The 18,883-nt window shown below is 70.2% G+C and carries 14 protein-coding genes; 6 read left to right on the top strand and 8 right to left on the bottom strand.

Features of this window, described 5'->3' with window-relative positions; all coding sequences use genetic code 11:
- Positions 1-185: 185 nt before the first annotated feature.
- From ACFVH5_RS07470 to ACFVH5_RS07460, 3 genes are all read left to right on the top strand, one after another.
- Complete coding sequence (locus tag ACFVH5_RS07470) at positions 186-1,514, top strand: LCP family protein (protein ID WP_385832601.1); 1,329 nt, start codon at positions 186-188, stop codon at positions 1,512-1,514.
- Between the two features lie 260 nt (positions 1,515-1,774).
- The gene (locus ACFVH5_RS07465; RefSeq protein ID WP_384801372.1) at positions 1,775-3,520 is read left to right on the top strand and encodes an LCP family protein; all 1,746 of its coding nucleotides are present in this window, start codon (positions 1,775-1,777) and stop codon (positions 3,518-3,520) included.
- A gap of 74 nt (positions 3,521-3,594) precedes the next feature.
- Positions 3,595-5,331 carry an LCP family protein gene (locus ACFVH5_RS07460; RefSeq protein WP_385832600.1) on the top strand — a complete coding sequence of 579 codons (1,737 nt, stop codon included), beginning with the start codon at positions 3,595-3,597 and terminating at the stop codon, positions 5,329-5,331.
- Positions 5,332-5,433: 102 nt separating this feature from the next.
- Here the strand turns inward: ACFVH5_RS07460 and ACFVH5_RS07455 are convergent, their stop codons facing one another.
- The gene (locus ACFVH5_RS07455) at positions 5,434-6,462 is read right to left on the bottom strand and encodes a glycosyltransferase family 2 protein (RefSeq protein ID WP_384801366.1); all 1,029 of its coding nucleotides are present in this window, start codon (positions 6,460-6,462) and stop codon (positions 5,434-5,436) included.
- A 118-nt stretch (positions 6,463-6,580) separates the two neighbouring features.
- On the opposite strand from ACFVH5_RS07455, the gene ACFVH5_RS07450 reads away from it, so the two are divergent.
- The gene (locus tag ACFVH5_RS07450; protein ID WP_385832599.1) at positions 6,581-8,044 is read left to right on the top strand and encodes an LCP family protein; all 1,464 of its coding nucleotides are present in this window, start codon (positions 6,581-6,583) and stop codon (positions 8,042-8,044) included.
- Between the two features lie 258 nt (positions 8,045-8,302).
- Here ACFVH5_RS07450 and ACFVH5_RS07445 read toward each other — a convergent pair whose 3' ends face one another.
- Entirely contained in the window at positions 8,303-8,848 is a 546-nt protein-coding gene (locus tag ACFVH5_RS07445; protein WP_385832597.1) for an acyl-CoA thioesterase, read from the bottom strand.
- A gap of 119 nt (positions 8,849-8,967) precedes the next feature.
- Here ACFVH5_RS07445 and ACFVH5_RS07440 point away from each other — a divergent pair, with 119 nt between their 5' ends.
- The gene (locus ACFVH5_RS07440) at positions 8,968-10,239 is read left to right on the top strand and encodes an LCP family protein (protein WP_384801356.1); all 1,272 of its coding nucleotides are present in this window, start codon (positions 8,968-8,970) and stop codon (positions 10,237-10,239) included.
- Between the two features lie 94 nt (positions 10,240-10,333).
- Here the strand turns inward: ACFVH5_RS07440 and ACFVH5_RS07435 are convergent, their stop codons facing one another.
- Complete coding sequence (locus tag ACFVH5_RS07435) at positions 10,334-11,491, bottom strand: acyl-CoA dehydrogenase family protein (protein ID WP_384801353.1); 1,158 nt, start codon at positions 11,489-11,491, stop codon at positions 10,334-10,336.
- Between the two features lie 187 nt (positions 11,492-11,678).
- Here ACFVH5_RS07435 and ACFVH5_RS07430 point away from each other — a divergent pair, with 187 nt between their 5' ends.
- Positions 11,679-13,022 carry a UDP-glucose dehydrogenase family protein gene (locus tag ACFVH5_RS07430; RefSeq protein ID WP_384801350.1) on the top strand — a complete coding sequence of 448 codons (1,344 nt, stop codon included), beginning with the start codon at positions 11,679-11,681 and terminating at the stop codon, positions 13,020-13,022.
- Positions 13,023-13,077: 55 nt separating this feature from the next.
- On the opposite strand, the gene ACFVH5_RS07425 is transcribed toward ACFVH5_RS07430, so the two are convergent.
- From ACFVH5_RS07425 to ACFVH5_RS07405, 5 genes are all read right to left on the bottom strand, one after another.
- Positions 13,078-14,217: a dipeptidase gene (locus tag ACFVH5_RS07425; RefSeq protein ID WP_385832596.1), complete on the bottom strand. Its 1,140-nt coding sequence runs from the start codon at positions 14,215-14,217 to the stop codon at positions 13,078-13,080.
- 419 nt (positions 14,218-14,636) lie between these two features.
- A complete protein-coding gene (locus ACFVH5_RS07420; RefSeq protein ID WP_385832607.1) occupies positions 14,637-15,863 on the bottom strand; it encodes an RNA polymerase sigma factor in 1,227 nt (408 codons plus the stop codon).
- Between the two features lie 115 nt (positions 15,864-15,978).
- Positions 15,979-16,335 carry a YciI family protein gene (locus ACFVH5_RS07415; protein ID WP_384801344.1) on the bottom strand — a complete coding sequence of 119 codons (357 nt, stop codon included), beginning with the start codon at positions 16,333-16,335 and terminating at the stop codon, positions 15,979-15,981.
- A gap of 173 nt (positions 16,336-16,508) precedes the next feature.
- Positions 16,509-17,498, bottom strand: a complete 990-nt coding sequence (locus ACFVH5_RS07410) for an LCP family protein (protein WP_385832606.1) — start codon at positions 17,496-17,498, stop codon at positions 16,509-16,511.
- A 352-nt stretch (positions 17,499-17,850) separates the two neighbouring features.
- Positions 17,851-18,879: a LacI family DNA-binding transcriptional regulator gene (locus tag ACFVH5_RS07405; protein ID WP_210882078.1), complete on the bottom strand. Its 1,029-nt coding sequence runs from the start codon at positions 18,877-18,879 to the stop codon at positions 17,851-17,853.
- Between the last annotated feature and the right edge of the window lie 4 nt (positions 18,880-18,883).

Raw genomic sequence — 18,883 nt, 5'->3', positions numbered from 1 at the left:
GCGCATTTCCCCGCGCCCCTAGGTACCTAGGGGCGCGGGGAACTGCGCAATCCTTTGGGCCCGCCCCGCCCGCCCGCACTCGGCGGCATCCCCCGTTCGGCCCACCACCCAAGGCCCTCGTCGCCCGAAACGCGGCATGGTCGTAGAGGGCATGGCAGGGCCGGCGGGAGGAGGCGTACAGGGTGGTGAGCGGCACCGGTGGGACGCGTCGTGACGGGGCGGTCGGGCCCGGTGTGGGCTCCGCCGCCACGGGAACCGGCGTCGCCCGGCGCCGCAGACGATGGCTGCGGTGGACGGGCATCGGCGTCGCCGTGACCCTCGTCGGCGCAGCGGGAGCCGGCTGGGCGGTGTACGAGAAGCTGAACGCCAACATCACCTCGGACGACGACACGGCCGCCGAACTCGCCCGCTACGAGAAGGAACGGCCCACCGCGCTCGTACGCGCCGCGCAGAACATCCTGCTGATCGGCTCGGACTCACGGTCCGGCGACGGGAACCGCAAGTACGGCAGGGACTCCGGCACCGAGCGCTCCGACACCACGATCCTGCTGCACCTCGCGGCGAACCGGCGCAGCGCGACCGCCGTCTCGCTCCCGCGCGACCTCATGGTCGACATACCGAGCTGCCTGCGGTCGGACGGTTCCCGCGGCGCACCCATGTTCTCGATGTTCAACTACGCCTTCCAGAAGGGCGGTCCGGCCTGCACGATCCGTACCGTCGAGAAGCTGACCGGGGTGCGCGTGGACCATCACATGGTGGTGGACTTCCACGGGTTCAAGGACATGGTCGAGGCGGTCGACGGCGTCGAGGTGTGTCTGAAGGAGCCGATCGACGACCCCGCCGCGAAACTGCGGCTGCCCGCGGGCAAGGTGCGGCTCGACGGCGAGCAGGCCCTCGGTTATGTGCGGGCCCGCAAGACCATCGGCGACGGCAGCGACACCGACCGGATGGACCGCCAGCAGCGTTTCCTGGGCGCGCTCGTCAACAAGGTGCGCAGCAACGACGTACTGCTGAATCCCGCGAAGCTCTATCCCGTGCTGGACGCGGCGACGTCGTCCCTCACGACCGACCCCGGGCTGGCGAACCTGCGGGGGCTGTACGACCTGGTCCGCGGTATGCGCAACATCCCCACCGAACGGGTGCAATTCCTTACCGTGCCGAGGGAGTCGTACGCCCTCGACGCCAATCGCGACCAGTTGGTGGAACCCGAGGCGCAGAAACTTTTCGAGCGGCTGCGCAGGGACGCGCCGTTGGAGGTCGCGAAGGAAGTTCCGGAGGATTCCGGTGCAAAGAGGAGTACTCCCGAGCCGGTCGACGAGCCGGCCAGGCGCGGCTATTCGTACGACTTCGAGCGCTATCGGCCGGGTGACGGGGGCGAGGACGGGCGCTTCGGGGCCGAGTCGGGTGCGGACGACGGCAAATCGGGCGGAAAGCGGGCCGACGGGACTTCGTCCACACCGAGTCCCGCGCCGACTTTCCGGGGAAACACCGCCGCCGAGGACGTGTGCGGTTAACGCCCGAACAGCCCTCCGAGTAAAGGGCAAACCAAGAGCGGGAACGTACGTTCAAGGAATTGGGCGGATTGCCCGGTTGTAGGGACGTGGAATTCGTCACCGTCGTCGCTCGTGGCTGATCCGGCCGGATAGTGTGAGCGATCCGGTGCACCCGGCCCGAGGCCTGTCCTGGGAGTCGCGCACTGGTTGGACCGACTGACCGAGCGTCTTTTTGAGGGGGAAAAGACGCCGCGTGGCCCCGACGGAGGACTCAAGCAACCGTGGACGCGCAAGGCCGTGGGCGGGCGGACGATATCGACCCCGCAGACCAGTGGGTACTCAACCCGAACACAGGCGACTACGAACTGCGACTGCAGAATTCCGCACCGCAGTCGGCGGTCCCAGGTCCCCGTTCCCGCAGAGCGGCGGGTGCCGCCGCGCCGCCGGCCGGGCGCACCGCTCCCGGCCGGGAGCGGAAGGGGACACCGGAGGAGGCGCCGGAGCCCGGCGTGCCCGGGCCGCGCAGACGCCGTGCGCCCGAGAGCCCGCCGCCGGCCGGCCGGCGCAAGGGCCGGCCCAAGAAGTCGCGGGGCAAGAAAATACTGCTCTGGACGGGCGGCACGATGGCCTTCCTGCTCGTCGGTACCAGTACCGCCGGGTACCTCTATTGGAAGCATCTAAACGGCAACATCACGTCCGTCTCCGACGACGGCGCGGGTACCGGCGGCTTCAGCAAGGACCGGGCGATCAACGTCCTCCTGGTGGGCACGGACAAGCGCACCGGTGACGGGAACGACGGCTACGGCGACTCGGACAGTCCCGGCCATGCCGACACCACGGTGTTGCTGCATGTCTCCAAGGACCGTACGAACGCCACCGCGATGAGCATCCCGCGTGACCTGATCACCGACATCCCGGACTGCCCGACGACGCAGGAGGACGGCTCCACCAAGGTCATCCCGGGCACGCTGAACACACGCTTCAACGAGAGCCTGGGCCAGGAGGGCCGGACGCCGAGCTGCACGATGCGGACCGTCACCGCGCTCACCGGCGTCAAGATGGACCACTTCATGATCGCCGACTTCAACGCGGTCAAGACACTGACGACGGCGGTCGACGGCGTGGACGTGTGTCTCGCCAAGGACATCGACGACCCGGACTCCAAGCTCAAGCTGTCCAAGGGCGAGCACAGCATCCAGGGCGAGGAGGCGCTCGCCTTCGTCCGTACCCGCCACTCGGTGGGCTTCGGCGGCGACCTCAGCCGGATCGAGATCCAGCAGCAGTTCCTCAGCTCCCTGATGCGCAAGCTGAAGTCGAACGACACGCTCACCAGCCCCACCAAGCTGCTCAAGCTGGCGGAGGCGGGCACCAAGGCGCTGACCGTCGACTCGAAGATCAGCAGCATCACCAAACTGCGTGACCTGGGCACCGAGTTGGGCAAGTTCCCCACCAAGAACCTGTCCTTCACCACCGTGCCGGTGGCCGACAACCCCACCGAGAAGGTCAAGGCCACGGTGGTCCTCCAGGAGGCCAAGGCCAAGGAGATGTTCGCCCTGATCAAGGACGACGTCTCGCTCACCGCGGTCAAGCAGGAGAAGAAGAAGGAGAAGGCCGCCGAGGCCGCCCGTCTCAAGGGCAGCAAGGCCGACCCCGCCGAGGTCCGTGTGCGGGTCCTCAACGGCGGCGCGGTCGCCGGTTCCGCGCAGGAGACCCTCAACTGGCTGCAGCTCGAAGAGGGCGTCACGAAGTCCGAGAACGCGGGCAACGCCGGGGCGACGCTGAAGAAGACAACCGTCGAGTACGCTCCCGACCAGGCCGATCAGGCACGCAGGCTCGCCGATCTCATGGGCCTGTCCGGATCGGCCATGAAGCCGGGCAAGAGCGTGACCAACTCCCAGGGTCTCCCTGCGATCACGCTGACCCTCGGTGAGGACTTCAAGGGGGCCGGGGTCTCTCTGACCACTCCGTCGACGGCGCCGGAGGACGTCGAGAAGTCCACGGCGGACAAGGTCGAGTGCGCCAAGTGACCTAACAGGTCCGTCCTACGTCTCACAGGGCGTAGGACGGACCTGTGTCAGGCGCAGGGTGGGGAGGCAGGAACATGGCGCAGAGCAGTGTGCGTGGGGAGGGGGCTCGTCCACGCGCCTCGCATGCGGAGGAGGGCGGTCGCGGTGACGGCTCCTCGCAGACGGGGGAAGCAGGTGGCGGCGGCACCGCGCAGGCGTCGCGGGTGCCGCGGGCGCGGACCGCGTCGGGCGGGAACGGCGGCGAAGACGGCGGGGACGGCGGCAGACCGGCGAAACGGCGGGGCGGCAGACCCCGGCGCATACTCCGGTGGTTCGCGCTGGTCCTCGCGGTGCTGATACTCGGGACGGCCGGCGCCGGATACCTCTACTACCGCCATCTGAACGGCAACATATCCAAGGGCAAGCGCAACAACGGTGAGTCCGACGTCAAGAAGACGGAGCCCAACGCGGCCGGTCAGACGCCGCTGAACATCCTGTTGCTCGGCTCCGACAGCCGCAACTCGAAAGAGAACGTGAAGCTCGGCGGCAGCAAGGACCAGGTGGGCAGCAAGCCGCTGGCCGACGTCCAGATGCTGGTGCACGTCTCCGCGGACCGCAAGAGCGCCTCCGTCGTGAGCATCCCGCGCGACACCCGGGTGAAGATCCCCGAGTGCGAGGACCCCGAGACCGGGGAGACGTACCCGGAGACGAACAACATCATCAACATGTCGCTGCAGCGCGGCGGGGCCGGCTGCACGCTGGCGACCTGGCAGAACCTCACCGGTGTCTACATCGACCACTGGATGATGGTCGACTTCGGCGGCGTGGTGAAGATGGCGGACGCCATCGGCGGTGTCGAGGTGTGCGTGGAGCAGAACGTGTGGGACCGTCCGCTGCCGGGCGTCCCGGGCGGTTCCGGTCTGAAGCTGAAGGCGGGCAGCCACAAGGTCAAGGGGAAGCAGGCCCTGCAGTGGCTGCGCACCCGGCACGCCTTCGAGAGCGACCTGGGCCGCGCCAAGGCCCAGCACATGTACATGAACTCGATGATCCGCACGCTGAAGGGCCAGAACGTCTTCACCGACAGCGGCAGGCTGATGGGTCTGGCCGAGGCGGCCACCGACTCCCTCGAGGTCTCCGAGGAGATCGGTACGGTCAAGAAGCTGTACGACCTGGGGATGAAGCTCAAGTCCGTGCCGATGGACCGGTTCACGATGACGACCATGCCCACGGTGCCGGACCCGCTGAACGCCAACCACCTGGTCCCCAAGCCCACGGACGCGGACAAGGTGTGGTCGATGATCCGCAACGACGTCTCCTTCGACAAGGGCGGCAGGAGCGGCAAGGACGGCAAGGGCAAGAGCGGTGCGTCCGCGAGCCCGGCGGCGACCGGACCTGCCGCCGCGCCCGCCGAGGGGCTGTCCGTCACGGTCGTCAACGGCACGGCGGGCGACGACAGCGAACTGGCGCCGGTGGGCAGCCGGGCCACGGCGATCGCGGGCGCCCTGCAGGGCAAGGGGTTCACCAAAGCCACCGCGAGCGCGCAGGCCGATCCCAGCTCGCGTACGCAGATCACGTACCCGAAGACCTCGGGGGCGCAGGGCAGGGCGAACGCGCTGTCCGTGGCCGAGGCCGTCGGTGTGCCGAGCGGTCAGGTACGCGCCACGGCCGACGCCGTCACCACCACGCTGACCGTCGGCAGTGACTGGCGGGAGGGCAACGCCTACCCGAAGCAGTCCACTCCGGACGCGGGTGACCTGCCCGAGAGCGCGGACGCCCTCAGCGGCTCCAAGGAGGACGCCTGCATGCCCGTGTACAAGCCGTACCGGTACTGAGTCCGGCGCCGGACCGGCGAGGGGTCACCAACCGGTGAGGGGCCGGAACCGCTGTCAGGACGACAGTGGTTCCGGCCCCTCGGCCGTTCGGGCTCCCGGTGCTCAGGTCTCGCTCAGCACCGCGGGACGGCGGGACGCGATGACCTTCCTGGCCAGCGCCTTCGGGCTGGTGAGGAAGCCCCAGCCCCACGACATGTGCATGGTCGCCAGCGCCACCGGGATCCGCAGCCGCGCCTTCAGGGGCAGCCCCTTGCCCGCGGGCAGCGAGCCCAGCGCGATGGCGACGAGGTAGCCGAGGGGGACCAGGAAGCCCCAGGGGGTCACCGCCGCGCCCACCACGAGACCGAGGACGATCGCGACGACCGCCGTCGGCGGCGCCAGATAGCGCAGGTTGATGGAACCGGAGTGGTAGCGCGCCACGACATGACGCCAACGGCCGTAGTCCTTGTACTGCTTGGCCAGGGCCTGCATCGAGGGGCGCGGACGGTACGAGACCCGCAGCTCGGGCGAGAACCAGATGAGGCCGCCCGCCTCCCTGATCCGGAAGTTCAGCTCCCAGTCCTGGGCGCGGATGAACTCCTCGTTGTAGCCGCCCTGTTGCTCCAGCGCCGCCCGCCGGAAGACGCCCAGGTAGACCGTGTCCGCGGGACCCGCCTGGCCGCCCGTGTGGAAGGCCGCGTTGCCCACGCCGATCTTCGAGGTCATGGCGGCGGCGACCGCGTGCTCCCAGTCGTTCTCGCCCTCGGCGTGCATGATGCCGCCGACGTTCTGCGCGCCGGTCTCCTCCAGGAGCCGTACGGCGGTCGCGATGTAGTTCGGCGAGAGCATGCCGTGCCCGTCGACGCGTACGACGACCGGGTGGCGGGACGCCTTGATCGCGGCGTTCAGTGCGGCGGGGGTGCGGCCGGTCGGGTTCGGGACCGTGTGCACCCGGGGGTCCTCGCGTACGAGTTCGGCCGCGATCTCCTCCGTACGGTCCGTCGAGGGACCGATGGCGATCACGACCTCCATCTCGCCCCCGTACTCCTGGGCGAGGATCGCTTGGACGGCTCCGCGCAGATGCCGTTCCTCATTGAGGACGGGCATGATCACGGACACGGCGGGAAGCTGCACGGCGGGTTCGGCGTTCATCGCGGATTACGTTACCGCGAACGGGGGACACCGACGCGCGCCGCCCGGCCCCTGCACCGGGCAGCAGATCGTATGGGCCTACGGTGCTCACGGACCCCCACACCCGGCCTACGCGGAGGTGTCCGCTTTGCCCACCCCGCCCAGCTCTCCCGCCCCTCCCCCGCGACAGCGTCCGGTACGGCAGCCCGTACGGGGCGGCCGGCCGCAGTGGGCCACGCGGGTGGCGACCGCGCTGTCCGTGGCGGTGCTCGCGGCGGCCGGCGTCGGACACGCGGTGGTCACCGGTCTCGACTCCGACATCCACCGGATCGACCCCTTCAAGGACATGAAGAACCGGCCCGCCCGCGGCCACGGCATGAACGTGCTCCTGGTCGGCACCGACGGACGGGACCGGATCACGGCGCGGGAGAAGGCGGAGTACCGGCTCGGCGGCGCCCCCTGCCACTGCACGGACACGGTCATGATCGTGCACGTCTCCGAGGACCGGCGGCGGGCCAGCGTGGTGAGTCTGCCGCGCGACTCGTACGCCGAGACGCCCCCGCACATCGACCGGACCACCGGCGACCGGCACAAGGCGCACCCGGTCAAACTGAACGCCGCGTACGCGGAGGGCGGGCCGCAGCTGACCGTGCGCACCGTCGAGAAGATGACCGACGTGAAGATCGACCACTATCTGGAGGTCGACTTCATCAGCTTCATGAAGACCGTGGACGTGCTCGGCGGGGTGCGGATCTGCACGGTCCGGCCGCTGAAGGACACGGTCACCGGCCTCGACCTCGCGACCGGGACGCACGACCTGAACGGCGGACAGGCACTGCAGTACGTACGTTCGCGGCACGTCGACGGAGCCTCCGACCTCGGCCGGATGCAGCGTCAGCAGCGGTTCCTGGCGGCGCTGATCGCACAGGCCACGTCGTCCGGGGTGCTGCTCAACCCGATCAGGTTCCGCGACGTGACACAGTCCGTGCTCGGCGCCGTGCGGGCGGACAAGGGCTTCGGAACCAACGAACTCATCGACCTGGGGCGGGCGATGCGGGGCTTCTCGCCGTCGTCCTCGGAGTTCACGACCGTCCCGATCGGACAGATGGGGTACGCCGTCAAGGGCATCGGCTCGACGCTGAAGTGGGACACGAAGAAAGCGGGGCGGCTCTTCGCCACCCTGCGCGACGACAAGCCGCTCGCTCCGCACCGGGTGCGGTCCAAGGTGCTGAGCGTCGATGTGGCTCCGCAGCAGATCCGGGTGCAGGTGGAGAACGGGACGATGACCTCCGGGCTGGGGCTGCGGGTCGACAGCGGTCTTGCGGGGACGGGGTTCCGGACCACCCGGGCGCCGGTGAACGCGCAGGACCGGACGCTGCGGCGGACCGTCGTGCGGTACGACCCGCGCTGGGACCGGTCCGCGAAGTCGCTCGCGGCGGCGTTGCCCGGCAGTGAGCTGCATGCCGTGACGGGGCAGGGGCCGTTGATGAAGGTGGTGGCGGGGGCGGACTTCTCGGGGGTCCGCAAGGTCCGTGCGGACGATCCGACGCAGGGGGAGTTCGCGGCGGTCACCGGCGACCAGGTGATCTGCCCACCGGCCTAGCGCCTGCGGCCCCGAGGGGGCGCGCCCAAAAGATCGCGCAGTTCCCCGCGCCCCTGAAAACCACCCCTGCGGGCCCGTCGTGGCTGGCCGCGCCGTTCCCCGCGCCCCTCAGGGCTCGGCTGCGCCCTCGCCCCTCAGGGGCGCGGGGAACGGCGCAATCTTTTCGTCTTTAGGGGCGCGGGGAACTGCGCAGTCTTTCGTCTTCAGGGGCGCGGGGAACTGCGCAGTCTTTTGGGCTCGCCCGCGTGGGACGGGGCGTTAGTCCAAGCCCTCCGCTGCGCGGCGTTCGCGGAGGTCCAGGATCGCGCGGCGGCGAGCCAGCCGGTGCTGGCGCCGGATCTGCGCCTCCTGATACCGCCGCTCGTCCCGCTCGGTCTCCGGACACACAGGCGGCACCCGCCGCGGCTTCCCGTCGGAGTCCACCGCCGCGAACACGAGATACGCGGACCCCACCTGCTGGGGCGGTGTCGACTCGTTCCACCGCTCGGCGAGCACCCGGACACCGACCTCCATGGACGTACGCCCGGTCCAGTTGACCTGTGCCTTCACATGGACCAGGTCACCTACGCGTACGGGTTCCAGGAACGCCATCTCGTCCATGGACGCGGTGACGGCGGGCCCACCCGAGTGCCGCCCCGCCACGGCCCCCGCCGCGTCGTCGACCAGCTTCATGATCACCCCACCGTGCACCGTCCCCAGCAGGTTGGTGTCGTTGTGGCTCATGATGTGGCTGAGCGTGGTCCGGGACGCCGAGGTCGGCTTGCCCGGAATATCGGATTCCGGGGTGGTGGCCTGGTCTGTCATGCCGCCCACCCTATGCCGGGGCGCGCAAGGGTCGCTTTGCATCAGCTTGGCAACAGCCCTGATCCGATTTTCCGAAGACCCTTGTATGCCACACCCTCGGGCACTGCACACTGGGTCGCATGAACGATTGGCCCCAGGGATGGTCCGGAAACAACGGCGGCGACCGCCAAGGCCGTGGCAGCGCGAGCGCCCAGCCCGAGGGTGCCCGCGTGATGCGACAGGTGCAGCGCGGCCCCGCAGGCGCCCCGCACTCCTCGGCGCCTCCTCACGGGGTCCCGCCGCAGCAGTCGTACACCGACGGTCACGGTGACAACGGCTACGACGGATACAACACGGGGCAGGTCTACGGGGGCGGCGGCGGTCCGCAGGGCCCCGGCCCCGACGGCCGGCCCGGCCGCCCCGCGCCGAACTGGCGCAAGCGGATCAAGTGGATCTCGATCTCCGTGGTCACCGTGCTCGTCGTGGTGACCGTGGGCACGTACTTCTGGGCCGACTCCAAGCTCAACCGGGACGTCGACCTGTCGAAGGTCATCGACCGTCCCGACGGGGGCGAGGGCACGAACTACCTGATCGTCGGCTCCGACAGCCGCGAGGGCATGTCCGCCGAGGAGAAGAAGAAGCTCCACACGGGCTCCGCCGACGGCAAGCGCACCGACTCGATGATGATCCTGCACGTCGGTGACAACGGGAACACGATGGTGTCGCTGCCCCGCGACTCGAACGTGACGATCCCCACCTTCAAGGGCTCCGAGTCCGGCAAGACGTTCCAGGGCACCGGCCGCCAGGTGAAGCTGAACGCGGCGTACGCGGAGGACGGCCCCGAGCTGCTCGTACGGACCGTCGAGGCCAACACGGGACTGCGCATCGACCACTACGCGGAGATCGGCTTCGCCGGCTTCGCCAAGATCGTCGACTCCGTCGGCGGCGTGGAGATCGAGATCCCCAAGGGCGGCATGAAGGACACCAAGTCCGGTGCCGACTTCGAGGCGGGCAAGCAGACCCTCAACGGCGAGCAGTCCCTGGCGTTCGTCCGGACCCGGTACGCGCTCGCGGGCAGCGACCTGGACCGTACGAAGAACCAGCAGAAGTTCCTCTCGGCGCTCGCCAACCAGACGGCGACCCCGTCCACGGTCCTGAACCCCTTCAAGCTGTACCCGACGCTCAGCTCCGGCCTCGACACCCTCACCGTCGACAAGGACATGTCGCTGTGGGACCTCGGCTCGATGTTCCTGGCCATGAAGGGCGTCACCAGCGGCGACGGCAAGTCCATGAACATGCCGATCTCGGGCAACACCGGCAACGGCAACCTCCAGTGGGACACCGCCAAGGTCAAGCAGCTCGTCGAGCAGCTGAAGAACGACGAGAAGGTCACGGTGACGAGCGACCGGTAGGCAGAACAACCAACAGCCGCACCCGTCAGGGCATGCGAGAGGCCCCCGCAACCGAACTGGTTCCGGGGGCCTCTCGCATGCCGCACACGGTGGCCTACGGCAGGTTGCGGGCCATCACGATCCGCTGGACCTGGTTCGTGCCCTCGTAGATCTGCGTGATCTTGGCGTCGCGCATCATGCGCTCGACCGGGTAGTCACGGGTGTAGCCGTAGCCGCCGAGGAGCTGGACGGCGTCCGTGGTGACCTCCATGGCGACGTCGGAGGCGAAGCACTTGGCCGCCGCGCCCTGGAAGGTGAGGTCCTTGTCACCGCGCTCGGACTTGGCCGCCGCCGCGTACGTGAGCTGGCGGGCGGCCTCGATCTTCATGGCCATGTCGGCGAGCATGAACTGGATGCCCTGGAAGTCGGCGATCGGCTTGCCGAACTGCTTGCGCTCCTGGACGTACCCCTTGGCGTAGTCGAGCGCGCCCTGGGCGATGCCGAGCGCCTGCGCGGCGATCGTGATGCGGGTGTGGTCCAGGGTCTTCATCGCGGTGGCGAAGCCCGTGCCCTCCTCGCCGATCATGCGGTCGGCCGGGATGCGGACGTTGTCGAGGTAGACCTCGCGGGTCGGGCTGCCCTTGATGCCGAGCTTGCGCTCCGGGGCGCCGAAGGAGACGCCCTCGTCCGACTTCTCGACGACGAAGGCGGAGATGCCCTTCGAGCGCTTGGTGGGGTCGGTCACGGCCATCACCGTGTAGTACTCGGACTCGCCGGCGTTGGTGATCCAGCGCTTCACGCCGTCCAGGACGTAGAAGTCGCCGTCGCGGACCGCCTTCGTCTTCATGCCGGCCGCGTCGGAGCCCGCGTCCGGCTCGGAGAGGGCGTACGAGAACATCGCGTCGCCCTTGGCCAGCGGCGTCATGTACTTCTTCTTCAGGTCCTCGGAGCCCGAGAGGATGACGGGCAGCGAGCCGAGCTTGTTCACCGCGGGGATCAGGGACGAGGACGCGCAGACCCGCGCCACCTCCTCGATCACGATGACCGTGGCCAGCGCGTCCGCGCCGGTGCCGCCGTACGACTCCGGTACGTGCACGGCGTGCAGGTCGGCCGCGACCAGCGCGTCCAGGGCCTCCCGGGGGAAGCGGGCCTCCTCGTCCACCGCCGCGGCATGCGGCGCGATCTTCGCCTCGGCCAGTGAGCGGATCGCGTCCCGGAGCATGTCGTGCTCCTCGGACGGGCGGTACAGGTCGAAATCAGCCGATCCGGCCAAGGTCTCTCACGCTCCCAAAGATGCAGTGACGCCGAGCTAACTACCGTTAAGTAACCCAAATTTTATGCGCCCGCCCACGTGAGTGATACGTGAGCTTGCCGACAGGGGGGATCTGCCCGGTGAAGGGCTCCGGCACGCCCCGACTATGCTCTGTCCGCGCACCTGACGGCTACCTCCTGGAGCACCCATGGCCCTCAAGATCACCGTGATCGGTACCGGCTATCTCGGCGCCACGCATGCCGCCGCCATGGCCGAGCTCGGTTTCGAGGTGCTGGGTCTGGACGTGGTGCCCGAGAAGATCGAGATGCTCCAGCGGGGCGAGGTCCCGATGTACGAGCCCGGTCTTGAGGAACTGCTGCGCAAGCATGTCGCCGGGATCGAGGGATCCAGCGGGCGGCTGCGGTTCACCATGGACTTCGCCGAGGTCGCGGAGTTCGGCGACATCCACTTCGTCTGCGTGAACACCCCGCAGAAGCACGGCGAGTACGCCTGCGACATGTCGTACGTCGACGCCGCCTTCGCCTCGCTGGCCCCGCACCTCACCGGGCCCGCCCTGGTCGTCGGCAAGTCCACCGTCCCCGTCGGATCGGCCGACCGGCTGGCCCGCATACTCACCGGACTGGCACCCGCGGGCGAGGAGGTCGAGCTGGCCTGGAACCCGGAGTTCCTGCGCGAGGGCTTCGCCGTCCAGGACACCCTGCACCCCGACCGGATCGTCGCCGGAATCCGCAGCGAGCGCGCCGAGAAGCTGCTGCGCGAGGTGTACGCGACACCGCTGTCCGAGGGCACGCCCTTCGTGGTGACCGACTTCCCGACCGCCGAACTGGTGAAGACCGCCGCGAACTCCTTCCTCGCCACCAAGATCTCGTTCATCAACGCGATGGCCGAGGTCTGCGAGGCCGGCGGCGGAGACGTCGTCAAGCTCGCCGAGGCGATCGGGCACGACGACCGGATCGGCAAGAAGTTCCTGCGCGCGGGCATCGGCTTCGGCGGCGGCTGCCTGCCCAAGGACATCCGCGCGTTCATGGCCCGCGCGGGCGAACTGGGCGCCGACCAGGCGCTCACCTTCCTGCGCGAGATCGACTCCATCAACATGCGGCGCCGCGGCCAGATGGTGGAGATGACGCGTGAGGCGCTGGGCGGCAGCTCCTTCCTCGGCAAGCGCATCGCGGTGCTCGGCGCGACCTTCAAGCCCGACTCGGACGACGTCCGGGACTCCCCCGCGCTGAACGTCGCGGGCCAGATCCACCTCCAGGGCGGCCAGGTCACCGTCTACGACCCCAAGGGCATGGACAACGCCCGCCGCCTCTTCCCGACCCTCGGCTACGCGGAGACGGCCGTGGACGCCGTCCGCGGGGCGCACGCCGTCCTGCACCTCACCGAGTGGCGCGAGTTCCGCGAGCTGGACCCGGCGGCGCTGGGCGAGGTCGCCACGGACCGGGTCGTACTGGACGGCCGCAACGCGCTCGACCCGGCGGTGTGGCGGGCGGCGGGCTGGACGTACCGCGCGATGGGCCGCCCGACGGCCTGAGGCCCCCGCGGCAGTTCCCTCCCGTTCTGCCTCCGCGCCTGCCGCGCCTGCCGGGTCAGCCGTCGAGTTCGGCGATCCGTGCCATGGACGGCTCGCGGCGCTGCCGGGCGGCACGGGAGGTGAAGTCCGCGGAACGCAGGACGCGTTGGACGTTGCCCCAGGTGAGCAGGGCCAGATCGGTCCCGGACCAGCCGCGGCCGAGGAGTTCGGCGACCAGCCGCGGATAACCCGAGGCGTCGGACAGGTCCTGCGGATGCGCGGCCCCGGAGTCGTACGTCCCCGAGAGGCCGACGCACTCGGGCCCCGCGAGATCCCGTACGTGGTCCAGGTGGTCGGCGACGTCCCGGACCGTCGGGCCGGTCTGCTCGGCGGTCAGCGGGACCAGGCACAGGCCGTGGTTGGCACCGAGTTCGACGAGCACGTCGTCGGGGAGGTTCGACGGGTGCGGGCGCAGGGCGCGGGCGGCGGAGCGGGTGCACATCACCGGGGCCTTGGAGATGGTCAGGGCGCGGCGGACGGTGGCGTCCGAGGCGCCGGAGAGGTCGGCGAGCACGCCGAGGCGGTTCATCTCACGCACGACCTCCTCGCCGAACCGCGTCAGCCCGTTCTCGCCGGCCCAGGAAGCGCCCGAGAGGGTGAGGACACGCAGGCCGAGGGCGTGCAGCGCCCGCAGAATGCCCAGGGAGTCGTCCAGTGCGGCGGCGCCCGCGGGGCCGAGCAGCACGGCGACCCGCCCGCAGTTCCTGGCGTCCGTGACCTGGGCCGCACTGTGGGCCATGCGCAGGCCCTCCGGATGCGCGGCGACCACGGTCTTCACGAGGTCGAGCTGTTCCAGCGTGGCGCCGACGGCCCGCTCGCCGACGAGGCCTCCCGGCAGGTGCAGCGACCAGAACAACGCTCCCACGTGTCCCTCGCGGAGCCGTGGCACGTCCGTGTCGACCGCGCTCTCGCCCAGTTCGAGGTCGTACCAGGACAGGCGGCGCAGGGCCCAGGGGAGGCCGCTGTAGCCGTCCGCGACGGGGTGGGCGGCGAGGAGGGTGTGGGCGCGGGCCAGGGGGTCGGTACCGCGCTCGCTGTCCGCGCCGGGCCCTGGCTCGACGGCCGGGGGCTCGAACGCGCTCAGCGGCTCGGGGTGATCCAGGTCCAGTTCCCCGACCTCTGCGGTGGAGTGCAGTTCGTCCTGCAGATCAGCCATGTGAGGCTCCGGGGTCCGGTGGTGCCAACAGGTGGCTCCACCGTGCCACGCCCCGGGCCCACCTTCACGACAGAAGAGCCGTTCGGGCGACCCGGGCCCCGTCGGGACCGCCCGCACCGTCCGTCTCGCGGGTGCGGGCACGCCGTGGCTGATCGCGCAGTTCCCCGCGCCCCTGAGGGGGAAGGCGGACCCGCCGTCTTGTGGGTGCGGGTGCGTCGTGGTTGGTCGCGCCGTTCCCCGCGCCCCCAGAGGGAGGAGGTGGACCGGGCGTCTTGTGGGTGCGGGTGCGTCGTGGCTTGTCGCGCCGTTCCCCGCGCCCCCTACGGGGCGAGGGCGCAGCCGAGCCCTTAGGGGCGCGGGGAACTGCGCGGGCAACCCCCACCGGGCCGCACCCTCAAGACGGGACGGGAAGCGTGTTCTCAGTGCGGCGGAGCGCACTCTTGTGCTCGGGTCAGCAGGAGCGTCCGTTCCCGCTCGTTGCCGGCGAGGCCAGCCGCCCGGGTGAACTCCCGCGCCGCTTCCTCCGTACGACCGAGCCGTACCAACAGGTCCCCCCGGACACTCGGCAGCAAGTGGTATTCGCGCAACGCCGGCTCCCCCACCAGCGCGTCCACCAGGACCAGCGCCGCCCCCGGCCCCTCGGCCATGGACACGGCGACGGCCCGGTTCAGTTCGACGACCGGCGACGGCACCCGCAGGGCGAGCATCCCGTAGAGCGTGACGATCCGCCCCCAGTCGGTCTCGGCGTACGTGAGCGCGTGTGCGTGGCACGCGGCGATGGCGGCCTGCAGCACGTACGGCCCCGGCCCACCCCCGGAGGACACGGCCTCCGCCCGCCCCAGCGCGGCGAACCCGCGCCGGATGAGCACCCGGTTCCACCGCGCCCGGCTCTGGTCCTTGAGCAGCACGGGCTCCCCCGAGGGCCCGGTCCGCGCGGCCGACCGCGACGCCTGCAGTTCCAGCAGCGCGGCCAGCCCGTGCACTTCGGGTTCCTTGGGCATCAACTCGGCGAGCACCCGCGCGAGCCGCAGGGCGTCCTCACAGAGCGCGGGCCGCAGCCAGTCGTCCCCGGCCGTGGCGGCGTACCCCTCGTTGAAGATCAGGTAGATGACCTCCAGTACGGAACCGAGCCGGGCCTCGCGTTCGGGCCCGTACGGCACCTCGAAGGGAACGCCCTTCGCGGCGAGCGTCCGCTTGGCGCGCACGATGCGCTGGGCGAGGGTCTTCTCGGGCGTGAGGAAGGCGCGGGCGATCTCGACGGTGGTCAGCCCGCCGAGCAGCCGCAGGGTGAGGGCGATCCGGGCCTCGGCGGACAGGACGGGGTGGCAGGCGGTGAAGACGAGCCGCAGCAGATCGTCGTCGATGTCGTCGGGATCGGCGGGCTCGTCGAGATGGCTCTGCGGCCCGGACGTCTCCAGGTCGCGCCCCATCTCCACCAGTTTGCGGGCGTACCGCTCGCGCCGCCGTACGAGGTCGATCGCCCGGTGCTTGGCGGTGGCCATGAGCCAGGCTCCGGGGTTGCCCGGCACTCCGTCCCCGGGCCACTGTTCCAGTGCGGCGACCAGCGCGTCCTGCGCAAGTTCCTCCGCGATGCCGACGTCGCGCACGATGCGTGCGACCCCGGCGATGATGCGGGGCGACTCCATCCGGAAGACGGTTTCGATGGTGCGGTCAGGGGCCTGGGGGGAGGTCTGGCCGGGGGCGGGGGTGTCTGGCGTCACGGTCCACCATCAGACACCCCCGGACCCGTACGGCCAAGGCTCAGCCTTCGACGATCTCCCGTACCTCGCAGGTGACCGTCCAGTGGGCCTCGTGGATCTGCAGGAACCGCTTGGTCCATTCGACCGCCTCGGCCCGGTCCTTGGCCTGGAGCATCGCGTACCCGCCGACGACCTCCTTGGCCTCGGTGAACGGCCCGTCGGTGACGGACAGTTCGCCGCCCTCCCAGCGCACCCGTGTGCCCTGCGCGGTCGGCGTCAGCCCGGAGGTGTCGAGCAGTACGCCGGCCTTGGTCATCTCTTCGATCAGTTCACCCATGCGTTCCATGAGCGCGTCGCTCGGCCCCTCGGCGGGGGCGGTCTGCTCGTCGATACGGATCATGGACAGGTAGCGCGGCATGGTGACTCCCTGAGTCCTCGGCGTGGAGCCGGGGCCGGTCCCCGTCTCTCATCGCCTCTCACCCATGCGTCGAACGACCGGCACGGGGATCGACACACCCGCCGAACTTCTCAGATATTTCTTCGACCGGCCTCAGCCACCTCAGCCACCTCAGGTCACTCAGGTCACTCAGGTCACTTCAGTGACTCCCACAGCTTCCCCGCCTCCGGCTCCTCCGCCACCACCCGGTTGGGGTTGGGCGCGGGCACCACCGGCATCGTCACGGTCTCGGTGTAGGTGGAGGAGAGGGACTTCAGGCTCTGGCCGAGGCTCATGAGTTCGGTCAGGGAGTTCAGCCCCGTGTCGGTGGTGAGGCTGCCGGTGAGGGCGTCGGCGACGCTGTACAGCCGGGTGGGGTTGGTGAGGAGGTTGCTGGTGGAGACCTGGTCGAGGAGTCCCTTCACCAGTTTCTGCTGGAGGCCGATGCGGCCGAGGTCGCTGCCGTTGCCTATGCCGTGCCGGGTACGGGCCAGGGCCAGGGCGTCCGCGCCGTCGAGGTGGTGGGTGCCCGCCTCCAGTTCGAGGTGGCTGTCCTCGTCGGAGATGTCGTCGTCGGTCGTCACCGTGACCCCGCCGAGCGCGTCCACCAGATCGGCGAAGCCGGCGAAGTCGATCTCGATGTAGTGGTCCATGCGGACGTTCGTCAGGGTCTCCACGGTCTTGACCGCGCAGACGGGCCCGCCTAGGGAGTACGCGCTGTTGAACATCACGCCGTACGCCTCCGCCGTCGAGCCGCCCGACTCCAGCGGGCAGGAGGGGCGGGTGACGAGGGTGTCGCGCGGGATGCTCACGACGGTCGCCTCCGAGCGGCCCTCGTCGACATGGATGATCATCGCCGTGTCGGAGCGGGCGCCCTCGCTGCTGCCGCCGCCGAGCGCCTTGTTGCGCTTGCCGCTGCGCGAGTCCGAGCCGAGGACCAGGATGTTGAGCGCGCTGCTGGGCAGCGGGGTGGCGGACTCGGGGCCCGTCGGGGTCGTCACGGCCCGGGCCGGCCGGTTGTCGCCGAGCGCGCTGTCGATGTCGACGCTCTTGATGTTGTGGTTCAGGTGCCAGTACACCCACGCGGCCCCGGCCATCGAGGCGACGAGTACGCAGCTGAGGGCGATGCCCGTCACCTTGAACAGCCGTGACCGGCCGGACCACCACGACCGTCCCCCGGCGCCTGCGACGCCTGCGGCGCCTGCGCCCTCACCGTTACCGCCGTTGCCGCCGTCACCGCCGCCGTCGGGTATCGCGGCGTCCTCGCCCCCGGACCCGTCTTCTCCGCCCACGCCCACACTCCCGCTCACAGGAAGAACATAAGTCCGAATTATTTCAACAAGGAACCACTTCCCGGCTTTCCTTCGGAAACTCTCAGGTTTCGTTGAGTTTTCTCAGACACCTCCCGCGCCCGGGGCGGCAGGCACCCGGAAAGTCTTCGAAACTTTCGACGCGCCGATACCGCTCACGGCGGCCGTGGCACGACCGTGGCATCGATCACGCCGACGGCGGCGCCGTACTGCTCCTGACCACCAGGCTCGTCGCGAGCTCCACCCGCGTGGCGGTCGAGGGCCGCTCCGAGCGGCCGAGGTCCAGGACGAGCCGGGCCGCCGCCTCGGCCATCTCCGTGAGCGGCTGACGCACGGTGGTGAGCGGCGGGCCGACCCAGCGGGCCACCGGCAGGTCGTCGAAGCCGACGATGCTGAGGTCCTCCGGCACCCGCAGGCCCAGCTCGCGGGCGGCCTCGTACAGGCCGAGGGCCTGGAGGTCGTTGCCCGCGAAGACGGCCGTCGGGCGGTCGGGGAGTTTCAGCAGTTCGAGCCCGGCGCGGTAGCCGCTGTCGTGGTGGAAGTCGCCGGTGCGCACGAGCGCCGGGTCGACCGGCAGCCCGGCCGTGTCGAGCGCCGCCCGGTACCCGTCGAGCCGGGCCCGGCTGCACATCATCCGTGAGGGCCCACTGATCACGCCGATGCGGCGGTGGCCGAGGTCCGCCAGGTGCCGGGTCGCGGCGAGCCCGCCCTGCCAGTTGGTGGCGCCCACCGAGGGCACGTCGTCACCGGGGTCGCCGGCCGGGTCGACCACCACGAACGGGATGGAACGGCTGGTCAGCAGCGCCCGCTGGGACTCGTCGAGCCCGTTGAGGACGAGCACGACGCCGTGCGGGCGGCGGGCGGCGACCTGGTCGGCCCAGGTGCGCCCGGGGGTGAGCCGTCCCGCGCTCTCGGACAGGACGACGCTCAGTCCCTCGTCCCGCGCCACGTTCTCCACGCCCCGGATGACCTCCATCGCCCACGCGCTCTCCAGTTCGTGGAAGACGAGGTCGATGAGCGGCGACCGGGACGCCTCGGCCCGGCGGCGCCGATAGCCGTGGTTGCGGAGCAGTTCCTCGACCCGGGTGCGGGTCGAGGGGGCCACATCGGCGCGGCCGTTGAGCACCTTCGAAACAGTCGGGGCCGAGACTCCCGCCTCGCGGGCGATCTCGGCGAGCGTCGCTGACTGGGCTACGGCGGGATTCGGGCGAGTCATGAAC

The organism is Streptomyces sp. NPDC127119 (genome assembly GCF_042677425.1).
Lineage (GTDB): Bacteria > Actinomycetota > Actinomycetes > Streptomycetales > Streptomycetaceae > Streptomyces.
The sequence above is the reverse complement of the archived record's forward strand: the minus strand, read 5'-3'. Positions and strand labels throughout refer to the sequence as shown.

What these genes read in the sequence shown, in the direction of transcription:
- ACFVH5_RS07415 (WP_384801344.1), bottom strand. Translation starts at nt 16,335, where the DNA reads ATGCCGCGCTACCTGTCCATGATCCGTATCGACGAGCAGACCGCCCCC.
- ACFVH5_RS07455 (WP_384801366.1), bottom strand. Translation starts at nt 6,462, where the DNA reads ATGAACGCCGAACCCGCCGTGCAGCTTCCCGCCGTGTCCGTGATCATG.
- ACFVH5_RS07460 (WP_385832600.1), top strand. Translation starts at nt 3,595, where the DNA reads ATGGCGCAGAGCAGTGTGCGTGGGGAGGGGGCTCGTCCACGCGCCTCG.
- ACFVH5_RS07425 (WP_385832596.1), bottom strand. Translation starts at nt 14,217, where the DNA reads ATGGCTGATCTGCAGGACGAACTGCACTCCACCGCAGAGGTCGGGGAA.
- ACFVH5_RS07420 (WP_385832607.1), bottom strand. Translation starts at nt 15,863, where the DNA reads ATGGAGTCGCCCCGCATCATCGCCGGGGTCGCACGCATCGTGCGCGAC.
- ACFVH5_RS07405 (WP_210882078.1), bottom strand. Translation starts at nt 18,879, where the DNA reads ATGACTCGCCCGAATCCCGCCGTAGCCCAGTCAGCGACGCTCGCCGAG.
- ACFVH5_RS07440 (WP_384801356.1), top strand. Translation starts at nt 8,968, where the DNA reads ATGAACGATTGGCCCCAGGGATGGTCCGGAAACAACGGCGGCGACCGC.
- ACFVH5_RS07445 (WP_385832597.1), bottom strand. Translation starts at nt 8,848, where the DNA reads ATGACAGACCAGGCCACCACCCCGGAATCCGATATTCCGGGCAAGCCG.
- ACFVH5_RS07430 (WP_384801350.1), top strand. Translation starts at nt 11,679, where the DNA reads ATGGCCCTCAAGATCACCGTGATCGGTACCGGCTATCTCGGCGCCACG.